At 69.4% G+C, this 15,602-nt stretch carries 15 protein-coding genes; 6 read left to right on the forward strand and 9 right to left on the reverse strand.

The features are described 5' to 3' along the window. Nucleotides 1–71 precede the first annotated feature (71 nt). From ACFXGJ_RS20140 to ACFXGJ_RS20165, 6 genes are all read right to left on the reverse strand, one after another. A complete protein-coding gene (locus ACFXGJ_RS20140) occupies nucleotides 72–554 on the reverse strand; it encodes an SgcJ/EcaC family oxidoreductase (RefSeq protein WP_378623749.1) in 483 nt (160 codons plus the stop codon). 1 nt (nucleotide 555) lies between these two features. After that, entirely contained in the window at nucleotides 556–2,139 is a 1,584-nt protein-coding gene (locus ACFXGJ_RS20145) for a hypothetical protein (protein WP_378623785.1), read from the reverse strand. 74 nt (nucleotides 2,140–2,213) lie between these two features. Further along, nucleotides 2,214–2,792 (reverse strand): histidine phosphatase family protein, encoded by a 579-nt coding sequence (locus ACFXGJ_RS20150; protein WP_378623752.1) that lies wholly within the window; start codon nucleotides 2,790–2,792, stop codon nucleotides 2,214–2,216. 257 nt (nucleotides 2,793–3,049) lie between these two features. Then, nucleotides 3,050–3,856: an SDR family oxidoreductase gene (locus ACFXGJ_RS20155; protein WP_378623754.1), complete on the reverse strand. Its 807-nt coding sequence runs from the start codon at nucleotides 3,854–3,856 to the stop codon at nucleotides 3,050–3,052. Continuing rightward, nucleotides 3,853–4,635 (reverse strand): hypothetical protein, encoded by a 783-nt coding sequence (locus ACFXGJ_RS20160; RefSeq protein WP_378623757.1) that lies wholly within the window; start codon nucleotides 4,633–4,635, stop codon nucleotides 3,853–3,855. Before ACFXGJ_RS20160 ends, ACFXGJ_RS20155 begins: the two co-directional genes overlap by 4 nt. 667 nt (nucleotides 4,636–5,302) lie before the next feature. Beyond that, nucleotides 5,303–5,902, reverse strand: coding sequence for a MarR family winged helix-turn-helix transcriptional regulator (locus ACFXGJ_RS20165; RefSeq protein ID WP_378623760.1), 600 nt, complete (start codon nucleotides 5,900–5,902; stop codon nucleotides 5,303–5,305). A 582-nt stretch (nucleotides 5,903–6,484) separates the two neighbouring features. Between ACFXGJ_RS20165 and ACFXGJ_RS20170 the strand changes: the two genes are divergently transcribed. Both ACFXGJ_RS20170 and ACFXGJ_RS20175 read left to right on the forward strand, forming a co-directional pair. Beyond that, nucleotides 6,485–8,008, forward strand: a complete 1,524-nt coding sequence (locus tag ACFXGJ_RS20170; protein ID WP_378623763.1) for a 3-hydroxyacyl-CoA dehydrogenase — start codon at nucleotides 6,485–6,487, stop codon at nucleotides 8,006–8,008. 3 nt (nucleotides 8,009–8,011) lie between these two features. Continuing rightward, a complete protein-coding gene (locus ACFXGJ_RS20175; RefSeq protein WP_378623765.1) occupies nucleotides 8,012–9,169 on the forward strand; it encodes an acyl-CoA dehydrogenase family protein in 1,158 nt (385 codons plus the stop codon). A gap of 56 nt (nucleotides 9,170–9,225) precedes the next feature. On the opposite strand, the gene ACFXGJ_RS20180 is transcribed toward ACFXGJ_RS20175, so the two are convergent. Continuing rightward, complete coding sequence (locus tag ACFXGJ_RS20180) at nucleotides 9,226–9,606, reverse strand: excalibur calcium-binding domain-containing protein (protein WP_378623768.1); 381 nt, start codon at nucleotides 9,604–9,606, stop codon at nucleotides 9,226–9,228. Nucleotides 9,607–9,801: 195 nt separating this feature from the next. Between ACFXGJ_RS20180 and ACFXGJ_RS20185 the strand changes: the two genes are divergently transcribed. Then, on the forward strand, nucleotides 9,802–11,022 hold the full coding sequence (locus ACFXGJ_RS20185) for a hypothetical protein (RefSeq protein ID WP_378623771.1): 1,221 nt from the start codon (nucleotides 9,802–9,804) through the stop codon (nucleotides 11,020–11,022). A gap of 6 nt (nucleotides 11,023–11,028) precedes the next feature. Here ACFXGJ_RS20185 and ACFXGJ_RS20190 read toward each other — a convergent pair whose 3' ends face one another. Next, complete coding sequence (locus ACFXGJ_RS20190; RefSeq protein ID WP_378623774.1) at nucleotides 11,029–11,649, reverse strand: TetR/AcrR family transcriptional regulator; 621 nt, start codon at nucleotides 11,647–11,649, stop codon at nucleotides 11,029–11,031. 163 nt (nucleotides 11,650–11,812) lie between these two features. Between ACFXGJ_RS20190 and ACFXGJ_RS20195 the strand changes: the two genes are divergently transcribed. From ACFXGJ_RS20195 to ACFXGJ_RS20205, 3 genes are all read left to right on the forward strand, one after another. Then, nucleotides 11,813–12,991 (forward strand): acyl-CoA dehydrogenase family protein, encoded by a 1,179-nt coding sequence (locus ACFXGJ_RS20195; RefSeq protein WP_378623776.1) that lies wholly within the window; start codon nucleotides 11,813–11,815, stop codon nucleotides 12,989–12,991. A gap of 9 nt (nucleotides 12,992–13,000) precedes the next feature. Then, the gene (locus tag ACFXGJ_RS20200; RefSeq protein WP_378623779.1) at nucleotides 13,001–14,134 is read left to right on the forward strand and encodes an acyl-CoA dehydrogenase family protein; all 1,134 of its coding nucleotides are present in this window, start codon (nucleotides 13,001–13,003) and stop codon (nucleotides 14,132–14,134) included. A 292-nt stretch (nucleotides 14,135–14,426) separates the two neighbouring features. Next, nucleotides 14,427–14,627 (forward strand): hypothetical protein, encoded by a 201-nt coding sequence (locus ACFXGJ_RS20205; RefSeq protein WP_378419967.1) that lies wholly within the window; start codon nucleotides 14,427–14,429, stop codon nucleotides 14,625–14,627. A 38-nt stretch (nucleotides 14,628–14,665) separates the two neighbouring features. Here ACFXGJ_RS20205 and ACFXGJ_RS20210 read toward each other — a convergent pair whose 3' ends face one another. Then, complete coding sequence (locus tag ACFXGJ_RS20210; protein ID WP_378623782.1) at nucleotides 14,666–15,415, reverse strand: hypothetical protein; 750 nt, start codon at nucleotides 15,413–15,415, stop codon at nucleotides 14,666–14,668. Between the last annotated feature and the right edge of the window lie 187 nt (nucleotides 15,416–15,602).

Genomic DNA, 15,602 nt, shown 5'->3' on the forward strand with positions numbered 1-15,602 from the left:
CGCGGGGCTGTGTTCGGACGGGGCGGGGGGGGTCGTCGGGGCGGCGCGGGGCGCCCCCCGACCGGGTCGGATCAGTGCTCGGGCATCTCGGAGGAATGGTGGTTCACGATGAGCCACTGGTCGTCTTGCTTCTGGTACACGAAGGTGTACCGGGCGTCGACGGTCTCCGTGCCACCGTCGTTGTGCAGCGTGAAGCGGTACGTCCCGGTGTCGATCGCGTTGTCGGCGTCGAGGATGTCGATGACGGACTGCTCGATCACGGCGCTGGGCTTGCTGGGCAGGAAGCCTGTGAAGTAGTCGACGATGCCGGCGTGATCGGTACGCACGACGTTGCTGACCGTCGGGATGAGCACCGCGTCGGGCGCGTAGAGCGCGGCGACCGTCTCGGGGTTCCCGGTGGCCAGGGCGTCGTTCCACTCGGTGAACAGGGCCGCGATCTCGTCGGTGGTGGGCAGGTTCAGGTCCTCGTCCGCCGGGTCCGAGCAGGCCGCGGTCCCGGAGAGGGCGAGCGCGGCGAGTGTGGCGGCAGTGAATCGTGTTGCGGCTGTGTTCATGTCAACGCACCACCAGGTCGTGGTCGGTGGCGCTGAGCGTGATCGCCGCGATGTGCTTGCCGCGCATCCAGTCCCGCACGAACGCGTCCAGCGCTGGAGTCGATCCCCTGGCCGCGTACGCCTCGGAGGGGATCTCGATCGCGCCGACGAGGTGACGCGGGTCGGCGTCGAGGCCCGGCCCGCGTGCTGTCATCCGCAGCCCGTCGGCGGTGTGCAGCACCACCGGAATGTCCGTGCCGTCCGGCGCGGTCACGGTCGCCGTCCGGCTGGTGGCGGCCGGGTCGAAGTGGTCCACGCGCAGCCGGTAGCCGGACGGGTGTGCCTGCTGGCCGATCGCGTCCAGCAGTCTCGGGTCCACCACCGTGTACGGGAATCCGATGTCGATCAGCGTCTGCCCGTCGATGGCGCCGTCGCGGGCGGGCAGGGTCGTGGACAGGTGCCAGGGGGCCGGCGGGGCCAGGGTGTCGGCCGAGCGGTCCGTCGGCGCGTTCTCGACCGGGGTGCCCAGTCTGGCCGCGCCGGTTGGTGTGAACTCCCACGCGCCACCTTCGAGATCCTTGTGCCAGAAACCGGATTCACCGTCGCGGCGGCCCTCCACCCGCAACTCGCGCCGATTCGGTCCGGGGCCGAGGGAGTGCACGCTGATCGCCGAGGTGATCTCGCCGGGGACCTTGGGCTGGTGCACCCAGTCCGGCGCGGGCAGCTGGATCGCCGCGGTGCTGCGGTCGAGGGTCTCGACGACGAGGTTGGGCGCGGTCGGCTTGCCGGACTGGTCGTCCCAGCTGTAGCGGAAGAAGATCGAGTCCGATCCGGACGAGTCGAAATCGAAGGTGCGGGTGTACATGTCGCCGTACCTGTTCATCACGAAGGTGGTCGATCCGGCCGCGGACAGCGACTCGGCCCGGAACCGCCCGCCGAGCGGCCCGCCGATCTCGTAGCTGTCGTCGTTGGGTAGCCACGGGTCCGCGTAGGTGATGCGGCTGCCGTCCCCGGTCAGCGCGGGCAGCATCGTCATCTTGCCGAAGCCGACGAAGTGGATCCGTCCCGCGATGTCGGTGTACGTCTGGTTGTCCCACGGCGACGAGACGCTCAGTGCCCAGCCGTTCGGCCGTTCCCCGGGCAGTTGCCGGCCCGGCCCGGCCCACAACGGGGCGCCCCACGCGGAGGTCCAGTTCCACAGCAACGGGAACTGGGATGCGTTGTCCATCGTGTACATCCAGCCGCTGTCGTCGATCGCGACCAGCTCGTCGTCGTCGAGCGAGATCCCCACCAGCCGGCCGCGCATGCACTCGGGCATCGGCACGTACCGCCAGGGCTCTGCCGTGCCTGCGACCTCCCGCGGCCGGGCGAGCAGGTCGTGGCCGACGAGTGCGAAGTCCCAGAACCGGTTGAACTGGGTGGTCGGCGTGCGAACCTCGACGGACGACGGGGCGGCCGCGCCGGTGAACACCGGCAGATTCGTCAGCCCGGCGCGGCCTCCGCCGGACGGCGCACCCGGCGGCAGTTGAGCGGTCCCGAACGGCACACAGCCGGCGGGTCCGGGCGCGGGTGCTGCCGCGGCGGCGAGGGGCGCCGGCCACAGCATGCTCGCGAAGATGACGGTGCCGACGCGCAGCAGCCGCGATGGACGCCGGTGCGAAACTCCACGGTGGGTGTCGTTCACCTCCCGAGTGTCGCACGATCGGACACGTCGAACCCGTTGATGGTGAGGACCGTCCATCCGTGTTCGTCGTGGCGCAGCGAGCTGATCGACGCGTTCGGGATGCGCGGTGTCCGCCGGGAGTGGACGGTGCCGAGGACCGATCGGATCAGCCCACCGTGCGTGACCGCGAGGATCGAGGCGCCGCGATGGCGTGCGGCGAGGTCGTCGAGAATCCGGAGCCCGCGCTCGGCGACGTCGGCGTGGGGCTCCATGCCGGGATACTCCCCGTACGGCCACCGGTCGTAGATCTCGTAGTCGGTCGCGCCTTCGGCCTCCCCGAAGTGCCGCTCGGACAGTTCCGGGTAGGTCGCGGACCGCTCCAGCCCGAGGTGGGCACCGATGATCTCGGCGGTCTCGCCGGCTCGCGAGAGCGGCGAGCTGACGAGGACGTCCCAACGTCGGTCTCCGAGTCGGCGGGCGGCGGCCAGAGCCTGCGCGCGCCCAGTGTCGTTGAGGGGGATGTCCGAGGAACCCTGCAGCCGACGCTCGGCGTTCCAGTCGGTCTCACCGTGTCGGACCAGCGCCACGTAGGTCATAGCTTCCGGACGTTAGCACCGGTGGGCCCGGTGGGTTGTCGCAGACCGCTCCGAGTGCGAGCCCGACGCTCTTGTCGCGCCCACGGTCGCCGCGCCACTGCTCGAACACGAGCCCCGCCCGAGAAGCACCTCGGCCGGGCTCGTGCTCGGGGCGATGCCATGACGGCGGCCGACACGTCCGGGATGCGGTGACGCTGTGGGTGGGCGCATCCCGGAGCCCGCGTTCCCCCCGACCCTCGGTCGCATCCGGTGCCGGATTACATGTCGATCTGCCAGACCTTCGGCCAGTCCTTGCCGCGGAAGGCGGCGTCCGTGCCGCCGTCGACGAAGACGACCGAGCCGACGAAGTACGTCGACTCGGGTCCCAGCAGGTACGACACCGCCGAGGCGATTTCCTCCGGCCGGCCGCCGCGACCGGCCGGGATGGTGGCCAAGAACTGCTCCATGGCCTCGCCGGTCAGTGGATCCTTCCGGCCTTCCCGCGTCATCGGGGTGTCGATGAGGCCAGGCGCAATCGCGTTGAGCCGGATACCTTGCGCGATGTACTCAGCGGACTTGGTGCGGGCGTAGTACGCGAGCGCCGCTTTTGTCGCCGGGTACGCGTGAATCGTCGCGAGGTCGCCGAGAGAATCGGCCACTGTGTTTGCGCCCTCCTCGTCACCGGCCAGACATGCTTCGGCGAGTTCTGTAGGCCAGTTCGGCTGGCTGGTAGTCGAATTCGAGCTGATCAACACGACTGAGGGGCTCTCGCCGTTGGCGAGCAGCGGCCGCAGTGCCTCGAGCAACTCGATCGCGCCGAAGTAGTTGACCGCGATGAGCGGCCGCGCCTGCCTGCCTGTGGCGGCGGCCAGGCCTGCGAACGGAGCGAAGCCGTCGATCTTCCCTCCAGCCATCTCGGTGACTGCCGTGATCGCCTCGGCGCGCCCCCGGGGTGTGCTCAGGTCCACGTTCACGTCGGTGTCGTGCAGGTCCACGCCGATGACTCGGTGGCCTTCTCTTTCCAGTCGGGCCTTGGTGGCCGCGCCGAGCCCGGATGCGGCGCCGGTGATGACGTAGGTCTTCATGGGTTTCCTTTCAACATTGCCGGGCTGTTCCTGACTGGGGTGAGGAATCGGCCCGACATCGGTGGGTCGGTGGGAAGGGGCAGTCGCCCGCCGGTGGTCCCGGGCGAGAGTCGGTTTCTTCGCGACGTCGGCAAATCGAATGCGTACCGGCTCGTCGGGATCACATCCACGTTGGCGCCGGCTCCGAAGACAGCGAAACTCTGGATCATGCGTGCGGCACGCTGCTCGAGACCGTCACGCGAATCGCCACAGAGTGCAGGCGCACCCGTCAGCGCGGCCGTCGGGGGCAATTCCTCGACGATCGCACCGACTCGGCACCCTTCGACCAACGGTCCGACAACGGTGTTCTGCGCATAACCGAAGGTGGCGTGGTTCTTCATCCCAATGCCCGTGCAGTGGTCCTCCCAGCGACGGAACCACTCCAGGCGATGCATCCCCTCGGGAATCCGCAACAGCGCAATGTTCGAGAGTGCATCCACACGAACGCCGCTGCCCGTTGCCGGCGGTGGCAGCGGACCGCCCTCCTGAACCAGCCATCCGGCAAGGTTGTCGCCTACTGATGAGATCAATTCAGTGACAGCCGTGGCGCTCTCGCGTGTCCATACGCTGACGACCGCGCCGAGCGGGCGGTCGTACGTCGCCAGGCGCGGGAGGGCCTGCGAAACGTCGGTGTTCACTTGCAGGCCGGTCGCGCCCACAGCGGCCAGCCGTTGGTGGAGATCCTTGCTCAGCAGCGAATCGGCCAGGCGTGATCCCCACACGACGTACATCAACTTCATTCGTGATCCGTTCTGCCAGGCCGAATCTGGATGCCGATTCACAAGCCCGCGTCATCGAGGCGGGTGGCCCCTCGGCGCCGGGCCCGGAGGCTCGGGAACGTGTGGGAGCGCCTTTCGGCTCGGGTGGGTGACCGCGCCGTCCACGCGCGAGATCGGGCAATGGACGCGCAGCGCGTGCGTCATCTCAACGGCTTTGGCGGGGGCTGTGCGTCCAGATGTTCATCGTTCGGACCGCGGACAGCCCTCGTGCAGGTCAAACGGTTGTGCGGAGGGGTACGAACGTGTCGCCGGCAGTGCCGCGATCGCACCGCCCCGAAGCATCGATGACAAACCGCGTGTGGGATTCGGTGTGATTCCGCCCGCGGATCGTAGGCGTGAGTGAGCATGTGACCCCTTGTCGAGTTAGCGTCCTGGGACGCTAACAGGGGCGACACTTCGGGTCAACAGTCGGCGCAACTGGGATCCGACAGGCGTGGTCGTCAGGCAGTCGGCCGCCCGCGCCGGACGTCAGGGCTGGGTCGTACCGCAATCTCGCAGGCTTGCCTTCGTTGGGAAATCTCGCGGACCTTCTGACGATCCCGCTCGGCCGCGACGCAGAGGGCACCGGAACTGCCAACCCGGTCGGGTGTTTCTCGGGTCTGGCGCGACCCCGGTGAGAGGGCCGCGATCAACGATCTCCACGCGCCGGCGGGGGGCCCGGTTCGAATGACGGATCCACCAAGGCCAGTAACGTCCAGGCGGCGTCGGCCAGGGCAGCCACCTGGTCAGAGGGCAGGTGAGCAAGCCGTCGTTGCCAGTAGTCGGTCGATGTGACCAAGTGCTTGCGGGCAAGTTGTTCACCGGCGTCGGTGAGCTTGACGCGTTTGCTGCGGCCGTCGGCGGGGTCGGGTTCGCTCAGCACGAAGCCGCCGCGCTCGAGGCGACGCAAGGTCTTCGACATCCCACTGGTGGTCTGCACGACCAGTGTGCTGAGATCTTTCGGGCTCAGTGCATGCGGTGGCTCGGTGAACAGCAACGCCACCAGCACCCATCGTTCCGACATCTCCAGTCCGTCACCGGCGAGCAGGGTCCGGGCCGGAGCCTCGACCATCCGCCCGATCTGCAACAGAGTCAAATGCAGTACGGCGACTTCGGGATTGGCGTCCCCGAGGTAGGTCGCGACGCGGGTGCGCAGATCGAACGGAGGCTGCGGCCGTGTGGTCACCCCGTCCGGCTCGGGCTCGCGTCGATCGTCCGCGGCCCCGTCGTGAGCCGATACCGAACTCAATGCCAACCCCACCTTCGTTGGATCCGTGCTCGTCAAGCCCTGCCTGTCGGGTCCAATTGAGAATACCGAACCGTCGCCCGCGGGCGGCCGCCACGAACGCAGGGCCAGGGCAACGTGGCCGCCGCCACGGACTCGGAGGCTGACCCGGTCTTACAGTGCCGCCACGTGCGTCGACGTCGGGACGCTGCGTGGCTCAACGCTGCGCCGTGTCGGTACGCCTGACGCGAGGTCGGTTGTGGGTTGTCGAAAAAGGGTTGTGCTACTGATGATTCGAGGGACCGTGCCCAACTGGGGAATGCGTTGTGGTGCCGATGCTCCTGGGTTGTTCGCCAGGGTTGTTCAACGACCGCGGTGCGTCGTTCATCGGTGCGATACGCCCACTGTCAGGGGTGTCCGTGCAGTGGACTCGGGGGCTGGCTCGTGGTGCGCCGCGACCCCGCCGTGAATCCGAGAGATCGACGGTGAGGAACTGGCCCGCCGCTTCGGATTCGGGGTTCGGTGGACGGGGGCGAGCGGGCGTGCAACCGTGGGTGGCATGACTGAGTCAACGGTTGTCGTCGAGGCGGACGGTCGGGCCGCGACATGACGATCAGGCGAATGAGGGTGATCGGCGCCGGGGCCATGGGGCGCGGCATCGCGCAGGTCGCGGTGACCGCCGGCATCGAGGTGGAACTCACCGACGGCGTCGAATCCGCGGTCGACGCCGGGCTGGAGTTCGTGACGGCGATGATCCGCCGGTCCGCGGAGAAGGGCCAGCGCACCGACGCGGAGGCGGAGGCCGCGATCGCGCGACTCCGCGCCGGTGCCGCGCCCACCGCCCCCGGGCCGGATGTGGACCTGGTGATCGAGGCCGTCGTCGAACGGTTGGACGTCAAGCAGGCGATCTTCGCCGAACTCGAGACCGCGACGCCCAACGCCGTCCTGGCGAGCAACACCAGTTCCCTGTCGATCACCGCGATCGCGGCGGTGCTGGACCGCCCGGAGCGGCTCGTCGGACTGCACTTCTTCAACCCGGTGCCGCTGATGCGCCTGGTCGAGATCGTGCCGGGACTGCGCACCGGAGCCGAGGCCGTCGCCGTTGCGCGGCGAGTGGTGAGGCTGTTCGGATACACCGGAGTGCTGGCGAAGGACACCCCCGGGTTCCTGGTCAACCACCTCGGCCGCGGGCTGCCGACCGAGGCGCTGCAGGTGCTCTCGGAGACCGTCGCCGAACCGGTCGACATCGATCGCATCGCCCGCGACACGGTCGGGCTGAAGATGGGACCGTTCGAACTGATGGACCTCACCGGACTGGATGTCTCGCATCCGGTGCTCGAGACCGTCTTCGCGGGATTCTACGGCGATCCGAGGCTCCGGCCGTCCACCGTCACCGCGACGAGGCTGAGTGGAAACCTGTTGGGCCGCAAGACCGGTGCCGGCTTCTATCGGTACGACGGGGGCATCCAGCAGGTTCCGGACGAACCCTCGATCGACGCCGATCCCGCCGCCGTCGTGGTGTACGTCAACGAGGACACCGCCCTCGCGGAGCTGTTGCGGGCGAGCGGCGTTCGGGTGCTGACGGAACCCACCGAGCACGCGGTGTCGATCGTCTCGCCGGTCGGCACCCCCACCTACCGTGCCGCGCTGGCCGCCGGGGTGAACCCGGCGCACACGATCGGCGTCGACCCGCTGAGCGTCGCGGGGGAGCGACTGACCGTGGTGGTGCCTGCCATGCTCGACGCGGCGATCGGTGCGGCGGCGGCCCGGGCGCTGGCGGCGACCGGGCGGCGGGTCACGATCACAGCGGACGGTCCGGCACCCGTCGCTCAGCGGCTGATCGCGTCGATCGTCAACGTGGGCAGTGCGATTGCCGAGACCGGCCTTGCCGACCCGGCCGACATCGACCTCGGCGCCCGCCTCGGACTCGGCTATCCGCGCGGTCCGCTCGAACTGGGCGACGCGCACGGACCGAGGCTGGTCGTGCGCATCCTCGACGGCCTGCTCGAGTACACCGGCGATCCCCGCTACCGGGCCAGTGCCTGGCTGCGGACGCGGGCCGAACTCGGAATGTCGTTGCGCGACCGGGGGACCCGCCCCGTAGATCTGCACGTCGGACGAGAGGGATGAGTCATGGACTTCAGGCTTACCGAGACGCAGCAGAGCATCCGGGCGCTCGCCGCGGAGTTCGTCGACGCGGAGATCGTCCCGCACATCCAGGAATGGGACCGGCGTGAGTCCGTCGACCTCGACATCGTCGCCAGGCTCGGTGAGCTCGGATTCCTCGGCCTGACCATCGACGAGCGCTACGGCGGCACCGAGGTCGACATGCTGTCCTACGTGCTGGTCACCGAGGAACTCGGCCGCGGCGATTCCTCGGTGCGCGGCATCGTGTCCGTCTCGCTCGGCCTGGTCACCAAGACAATCGCGACCCACGGCACCGAGGAGCAGAAGCAGCAGTGGCTGCCGCGCCTGACGAGCGGCCACTCCCTCGGCTGCTTCGCCCTCACCGAACCCGACAGCGGGTCGGACGCCGGGTCGCTGCGTACCCGGGCTCGCCGCGACGGCGACGACTGGGTGCTCTCCGGCGAGAAGATGTTCATCACCAACGGCACCTGGGCGGACGTCGCGCTGGTGTTCGCCCGCACCTCCGACGACGGCTCGCGCGGCATCACGGCATTCCTGGTGTCCACGGACACGGAGGGATTCGAGGCGAAGATCCTGCACGGCAAGCTCGGCCTGCGGGGCCAGTCCACCGCCGCGCTCTCGTTCCAGGACGTGCGGGTGCCGGACTCGGCGCGCATCGGCGAGGTGGGCAAGGGCTTCGGCATCGCGATGGCGGCGCTGGCGAAGGGACGGATCTCGGTCGCCGCGGGCAGTGTCGGCGTCGCCCAGGCCGCTCTGAACGCGGCGGTGCAGTACTCCACCGAACGCACCCAGTTCCGCGGACCGATCGCCGGCAAGCAGCTGGTGCAGCAACTGCTCGCCGACTCGGCGGTCGCCATCGAGTCCGCCCGCCTGCTGACCTGGCGGGCGGCGTGCATGGTCGACGCCGGCGCGAGCTCCAAGGAGCTGGCCGTGCCGTCGTCGATGGCCAAGCTGGCCGCGAGCGAGGCCGCGGTGCGGGTGAGCAACGACTGCCTGCAGGTGTTCGGCGGCTACGGGTTCATCGACGAGTACCCGGTGGGCAAGTACCTGCGCGACGCGCGGGTGCTCACGCTGTACGAGGGCACCAGCCAGGTCCAGAAGCTCATCATCGGGCGGGCGCTGACCGGCGTCGACGCCATGTGACGGTCCACGACGCACGACGCCCCCGTCGTCGGCGGGGGCGTCGCGCATCGAAAATGTCACTCGCAGGCGATGCCGTCGTTGTCGCGGTCGAGGTGCGGGGCGTACCCGGGGTCGTTGCGGTACAGCGGTGCGGCACCGGCGTTGCGGACCTCGGTGCAGTTCTTGTAGGTCCGGTTCGGCTTGGGTGCCGGGGCGGGGGCGGGGGGCGCGGGCGGTGCCACCGGCGCGGCCTGCGGCGGGGCGGGTGCCGGCGCGGGAGCAGGAGCGGGAGCAGGCGGGAGCAGCGGCGCGATCGCGTCGGCCGAGCCGGCCGGGATCAGCGCCACGATCTCGGGCGGCAGGAAGTCGGACACCGTCGAGGCGGCTGCGGTGGCCGGCGCGGCAACGGCGATGGCGGCGCAGCCGGCGAGGCCGGCGGCGAACAGACGGGCGTTCATGGATCGGTTCCCCCTTCGTGGATGACGAGAGAGCACGGTAGCGGACAAACCGGTCGGACCACGCCCCCGGGATGTGTTCGATTCCGGCAGGCGGTCATCGGTTGTCCGTTGACCGGGTCGACGCCATGCGACGTGGCCGTGGTCGCCGAACTTCTGGAACAGTGGTGCTGTAGAAGGTCCAGCAGGGGAGGCCACATGTCCGACGGCACGAACACGCCGGCCGCGGCGGAGAACGCCGCCCAGCGGCGCGCCCGTATCACCGCGCAGGTGCGCACGTGGTGCGAGGAGGCGCGGATCGGTGACACCGCGTCGCCGATCGGGGTTCGCCGCGAACTGTCCGCCGGGGCCGCGCTGCTGATCGGGGCCGGATATCTCGACGAGTCGACTCGGGCGGTGCTCGCCGCTCGGCGCGCGGCCGGCCGCGGAATGCCGGACATCGGGGGGTTCGGCGCCCTGCGCCTGCTGACCGACGACTACCTCCGGCTCGAGCGCAAGGTCGCGGGCATGCGTCCCGGCGCGATGCAGGCGCTGACCGCCCACCGGGCCGGGGAACTCGGACGACGTCTGCAGGCCGCCCGCTCGAGCTTCGTGCACTCGCCGCGCCATCACGCGAACGGGGTGCGCGCGATCCGGCGCGACCGCCGCGACGGCGTGCACCTGGAACTGGCGCAGCGGGAGGCGTTGTTCGCGGCGCTGCAACGAACCCCGGCGCCGCTGAACGAGGGCCGCGGACCCGCGGATCAGGCGACCTCCGCCGCGCTGGCCGCGGCCGCGGACCGGCTTGCGGGGCTCACCGAGCGAACTCCGTGGGCGGCGATGGGCCGTCGTGCGGCGGAGGCGCTCGGTGGCGTGGGAGGTCAGCCCGGCGACGGGTTCGCGGACCGATTCGACGCGTTGCTGTTCCTCGCGGGCACCCTGTTCGACCGGATCGACGGTTCCGCGGCCTGGCATTCCGAGTACTTCGCGGTTCAGCGGGTTCAGCTCGACCTGGACGACGAGCTGACGCAGATCGCGGTGGACGCGGTCGCGCTGCGGGGGATCGGTGGGGAGTTGTTCGCGGCGTCGAACGCCGCCCGCACCGAGGCCGCCCGCACCCAGATCAGGGCTAGGCAGCGGGCTCTGGTGCCGGTCTGGGACCAGCTCGTCGACCGGGTGGCGGCGTTGGCGCGGATCGGCGACCTCCTCGCGGCGGCAGAGGATCAGCTGCAGTCGATGGCGGCGGTCCAGCGCACGATGAGCCTGGACTCACGGATCGACGAGTTGATCGCGCGGTCGGGAAGTCGCGAACTGTCCGCGGACAACATCCATTTCGTCGGCGACCAGATCGGTGGTGTCGACGAGCTGATGATCAGCTACCAGAACCTGCTGCACGGGGACATCCTCGCGTTGCGCACCCGGCCGGGGCGCGACGGCTGACAGACGTCAGCGCGCGCCCGCCAGCCGCAGGGCCAGTTCGCCGTACAACTCGGCGACCGCGTCGGGGTCGGTGAGGCCGCCGCTGGGGAACCAGCGGCACACGTCGACGCACAGCGAGTTGATGGCGAGGTTCACGCCCTCGATGTCCGGGACGACGAACGATCCGTCCTCGGCGCCGGCGCGCACGATCCGCTTGACGATCCGGCTCACGTCGCGGCGCAACCCGATCACGGTGCGGTAGTGCTCGGGGGAGAGGGCGGTCAGTTCGTACTGCACCACCCGGCCGCGCGCGTGGTGGGTGGCATGCCAGCCAGCGAAGGCGCCGACCACCGACCGCAGCCGGACCGTGGGACTCTCGCCGGTCGGATCGGCCTCGGTGAGGACCTCGATGCACCGCTGGTGCCCCTCGTAGCTGATGGCGTAGAGGAGTTCTTCCTTCGACTTGTAGTGCGGGTACATCGCTGCCGGGCTGAGGCCGAGGCGCGCGGCGATGTCGCGGGTGGTGGTGCCGCCGTATCCGTTCTCGGCGAACGCCTCCACCGCGGCGGCGCGGATCCGGGCGGCCGCCTTCGAGGTGCTGACCACGGCGGTACCCGTCGCGTCGGGTGGGGCTTCGGTTCTCGACATGCTCACCTGCGCCTTTCGTCCCGTCGGAGCCTTGACAACGACCGCCTGCCAGACGAGTATAAGCATGCGCTTAGATAATGAGCGAGCGCTTAGTTTTGAGAGTTCGCGCTGACCGGCTCGCTCGGCCTCGCCACCGGCCTCGATCTGACACAGAAAGCACACAATGAACCTGAAACTCACCGACGAGGAACTCGCGTTCCGCGACGAGATGCGCACGTTCTTCACCACGCAGATCCCGGCGGACATCCGTGAGCGCGCCGCCGGCGGCGGCGGGGAGCTCACGCGCGAGGACTTCGTCACCACGCAGCAAATCCTCAACGCCAACGGCCTCGCCGTGCCGCACTGGCCGGCCGAGTGGGGCGGCAAGGACTGGACTCCGGTCCAGCGGCACCTCTGGCTCGACGAGATGCAGCTCGCGTCGGTGCCGGATCCGCTGGCGTTCAACGCCGACATGGTCGGCCCGGTCATCGCGGCATTCGGCTCGCAGGAGCAGAAGGAGAAGTTCCTTCCGGGCACCGCGAACCTCGACATCTGGTGGTGCCAGGGATTCTCCGAGCCTGAGGCCGGTTCCGACCTCGCCTCGCTCAAGACCCGCGCGGTCCGCGACGGCGACAGCTACATCGTCAACGGCCAGAAGACGTGGACCACGCTCGGCCAGCACGCCGACTGGATCTTCTGCCTGGTGCGCACCGATCCGAACGCGCCGAAGCGCCAGGCCGGCATCTCCTTCCTGCTGATCGACATGAAGACGCCCGGCATCACGGTCCGTCCGATCAAGCTGATCGACGGCGGCTACGAGGTCAACGAGGTGTGGTTCGAAGACGTGCGGGTCCCGGCCGAGAACCTCGTCGGCGAGGAGAACGCCGGCTGGAGCTACGCGAAGTTCCTGCTCGGCAACGAGCGCACCGGCGTCACCCGGGTCGGCTCGAGCAAGGCCAAGCTCGCCAAGGCCAAGAAGTATGCGGCGCAGACCAAGATCGGCGAGGGCACCCTGCTCGAGGACCCGCTGTTCGCCGCGCGGCTGGCCGAGCTGGAGAACGATCTGCTCGCGCTCGAACTGACCCAGCTCCGCGTCGTCGCCAGCTCGGCGGACGGCAAGCCGAACCCCGCGTCCTCGCTGCTCAAGCTGCGCGGCTCGGAACTGCAGCAGGCCGCCACCGAGATCCTCATGGACGTCGCGGGCCCGGACTCGCTGCCGTTCGACGGCGGCGACGAGATCGCCTCTCCCGGGTGGGCGCAGCGCAGTGCCCCGGTCTTCCTGAACTTCCGCAAGGTGTCCATCTACAGCGGGTCGAGCGAGGTTCAGCGCAACATCATTTCCTCCTCGATTCTCGGATTGTGAGTAGCTGCCATGGATTTCGAACTCAATGACGAACAGGTCATGTTGCGCGACACGACCCGTGAGCTGCTGAGCCGCAGCTACGACGCGGAGAAGCGCAACGCCGTCACCGCCACCGGTCAGGGCTGGAGCACCGAGGTGTGGGGCAAGCTCGCCGAGATCGGTCTGCTCGGGCTGCCCTTCTCCGAGGAGGACGGCGGCATGGGCGCAGGCCCGGTCGAGACGATGACCGTGATGAACGAGATCGGTCGGTCGCTCGCGCCCGAGCCGTTCCTCGACGCGGTGCTCGTCCCCGGCGGCCTGATCGCCGAGGCCGGCAGCGCCGAGCAGCGTGCCAAGATCCTGCCCGGCGTCGCCGAGGGGGACACCCTGCTCGCGTTCGCGCACGACGAGCCGGGCAGCCGCTGGCCGAACCAGCAGGTCGCCACCGCCGCCACGCGCACCGGCGACGGCTGGACCGTCACCGGCACCAAGAACCCCGTGCTGCACGGAGATTGCGCGGGCACCCTCGTGGTCAGCGCGACCCTGCCGGACGGCGGAGTGGGCCTGTTCCTGGTCGACGCCGACGCGGCGGGCGTGGTCCGCAAGTCCTACGCCACCCACGACGGTCTGCGCGGTGCGCAGATCGAGCTCGCGGAGGCGACGGCGCAGCCGCTCGGCGACGGCGGCGATGCCTCGGCCGCGATCGTCGGTGCGCAGGTTCGCGCACAGGCCGCGCTGTGCGCCGAGGCCGTCGGTGCGATGGGGGAGGCGCTGCGCCTGACCACGGACTACCTCAAGCAGCGCAAGCAGTTCGGGGTGCCGCTGGCCAAGTTCCAGGCCCTGACCCAGCGGGCAGCCGACATGTACGTAGAGCTGGAACTGGCGAGCAGCATGAGCCTGTACGCCACCATGTCCCTGGCCGACGGCATCGTCGACACGACCATCGCCTCGCGCGTCAAGCTGCAGGTCAGCCGTGCGGCTCGGCACATCGGGCTCGAGGCCATCCAGATGCACGGCGGAATCGGCATGACCGCCGAGTACCCGGTGGGCCACTACGTGTCGCGGCTGACCGCGATCGGGCACACCCTCGGCAGCGCCGACGACCACCTTCGAGTGCTGGCGGGCAGGGTCGCCGACTACGAGATGGTCGAGATCGCGGAGTAGACCGCGCCGGACGAGTGGGCCCCGCCGATCACCAGATCGGCGGGGCCCCTTGCGTCCCGCAGGTGGTCGACGATCCGCCGGCCGAACGGCGATTTCGGCAGAATTCCGACAAACGTCGCCGCGCCTCGCACACGAAATGGCGGAGCGACGCTAGCCTTCGACGCGAATATGGACAGCGAGCACGGAAGTACGCAACTCCGGGCCCGGTGCGCGAGCGCCACCGCAAACGGCGGGTTCTCGTGCGGATCGTATGTAGTCGAGTCTGCAGATCGTCTCCGAGTAGGTGTTGAAGATGACCACGCTCCCCCCTCCAGTCCAGAAGACGCTGTGCGCGTGCGTGTTCGTCGCGAGCCTCGTGGGCGCCGCCTTCGGCGTCTACGCACTCGACGTCGCGACGGCCGTGCTGTGGCTCATTGCAGCCTCGATCTCCGGCCTCTACCTCTTGAAGCTGCGCGCCGAGTCCCGCGGCCGCCTGGAACGCCGACCGAGATAGGGCTGCGCATCGGACGCGAGACCGATCGGCCGACCGAACTAGCCGAGCCGATCCGCGATCCGGTCGAGGTGTCCACGGATCTGAACCAGTCCGTCGGCGGGCACCGGTAGATCCCTCTCCACGGCGTCGAGTACGGACCTGAACGCGGGGACCAGTGGGCGGTACTTGGCGGACAGGCGCTGACGCCTCGACTCGTCCTGCACGTACTGGACACTGCCCGCGTTGTCCACGAAGTCCACGAACTTCACCAGGAACACGCGCGGCCGCCCGATCACACTCGTGACGTGGTTCGCGTAGACCAGGTGTCGATCCTCGGCCGAGCCCGAGGGAAGTGGGTTGGTCACCGCCGCGACCAGGGACGAGGTCCGGTCCCCGAAGTGCCCGGCGATCAGCTCGAGGGCCCTGGTCCGCGCGCCCGCCTCGTCGAGCGCGGGGGCACGCGGGCCGTCGAACAGCGAGATGATCTCGGTGGGGCAGTCCTCGACGGTGTCGTGCAGCGCGGTGGCGCACAGAGTCGGACCGTCGGCGCACCCGTACCGCAGGAGCCGGAGGACGTTGCGGAAGGGATGACCGATGTAGGGCTGACCGCGACCCTCCTTGTCGGGGTTCCGGACGTCGTTGCGATGGGCGAACGCGGCCAGCTCGAGAGCGTCGGTGAACAGATCGCTCGACGCCCGGAGCTCGGCCGCCTTGTGCGAAATGGCGAAGCTCAGCAGCGCGGGGTCCATTTCCTTGAGATCGAGTCCGGCAAGGACCGTGCCCATTGCTGCGGTGAATCGGGACGTCATGACGTCCTTCCTACTGTCCGGTGCCTGCGGTCGCGGGGATATCGGGGCCGGCGTTCGGCGCAGCATCGAGGTTCTCGCGCTCCGTAGCGCTCTGACCAGGCGATTTGACGTGGTGTGGGTCGTCGCGTAACTTTTGTCGAGTCAGAGCGACACGGACACCGACTCCGCCCCCGGGCGAGAGACACGA

Origin of the sequence: Rhodococcus sp. NPDC059234, assembly GCF_042754225.1 — a bacterium.
GTDB lineage: Bacteria > Actinomycetota > Actinomycetes > Mycobacteriales > Mycobacteriaceae > Rhodococcus_G.

Excerpts from the sequence above, each read along its gene's own strand:
- ACFXGJ_RS20200 (WP_378623779.1), top strand. The coding sequence starts at position 13,001 with ATGGATTTCGAACTCAATGACGAACAGGTCATGTTGCGCGACACGACC.
- ACFXGJ_RS20190 (WP_378623774.1), bottom strand. The coding sequence starts at position 11,649 with ATGTCGAGAACCGAAGCCCCACCCGACGCGACGGGTACCGCCGTGGTC.
- ACFXGJ_RS20210 (WP_378623782.1), bottom strand. The coding sequence starts at position 15,415 with ATGACGTCCCGATTCACCGCAGCAATGGGCACGGTCCTTGCCGGACTC.
- ACFXGJ_RS20170 (WP_378623763.1), top strand. The coding sequence starts at position 6,485 with ATGACGATCAGGCGAATGAGGGTGATCGGCGCCGGGGCCATGGGGCGC.
- ACFXGJ_RS20180 (WP_378623768.1), bottom strand. The coding sequence starts at position 9,606 with ATGAACGCCCGTCTGTTCGCCGCCGGCCTCGCCGGCTGCGCCGCCATC.
- ACFXGJ_RS20160 (WP_378623757.1), bottom strand. The coding sequence starts at position 4,635 with ATGAAGTTGATGTACGTCGTGTGGGGATCACGCCTGGCCGATTCGCTG.
- ACFXGJ_RS20185 (WP_378623771.1), top strand. The coding sequence starts at position 9,802 with ATGTCCGACGGCACGAACACGCCGGCCGCGGCGGAGAACGCCGCCCAG.
- ACFXGJ_RS20155 (WP_378623754.1), bottom strand. The coding sequence starts at position 3,856 with ATGAAGACCTACGTCATCACCGGCGCCGCATCCGGGCTCGGCGCGGCC.
- ACFXGJ_RS20140 (WP_378623749.1), bottom strand. The coding sequence starts at position 554 with ATGAACACAGCCGCAACACGATTCACTGCCGCCACACTCGCCGCGCTC.
- ACFXGJ_RS20150 (WP_378623752.1), bottom strand. The coding sequence starts at position 2,792 with ATGACCTACGTGGCGCTGGTCCGACACGGTGAGACCGACTGGAACGCC.
- ACFXGJ_RS20205 (WP_378419967.1), top strand. The coding sequence starts at position 14,427 with ATGACCACGCTCCCCCCTCCAGTCCAGAAGACGCTGTGCGCGTGCGTG.
- ACFXGJ_RS20145 (WP_378623785.1), bottom strand. The coding sequence starts at position 2,139 with ATGCTGTGGCCGGCGCCCCTCGCCGCCGCGGCAGCACCCGCGCCCGGA.
- ACFXGJ_RS20175 (WP_378623765.1), top strand. The coding sequence starts at position 8,012 with ATGGACTTCAGGCTTACCGAGACGCAGCAGAGCATCCGGGCGCTCGCC.
- ACFXGJ_RS20195 (WP_378623776.1), top strand. The coding sequence starts at position 11,813 with ATGAACCTGAAACTCACCGACGAGGAACTCGCGTTCCGCGACGAGATG.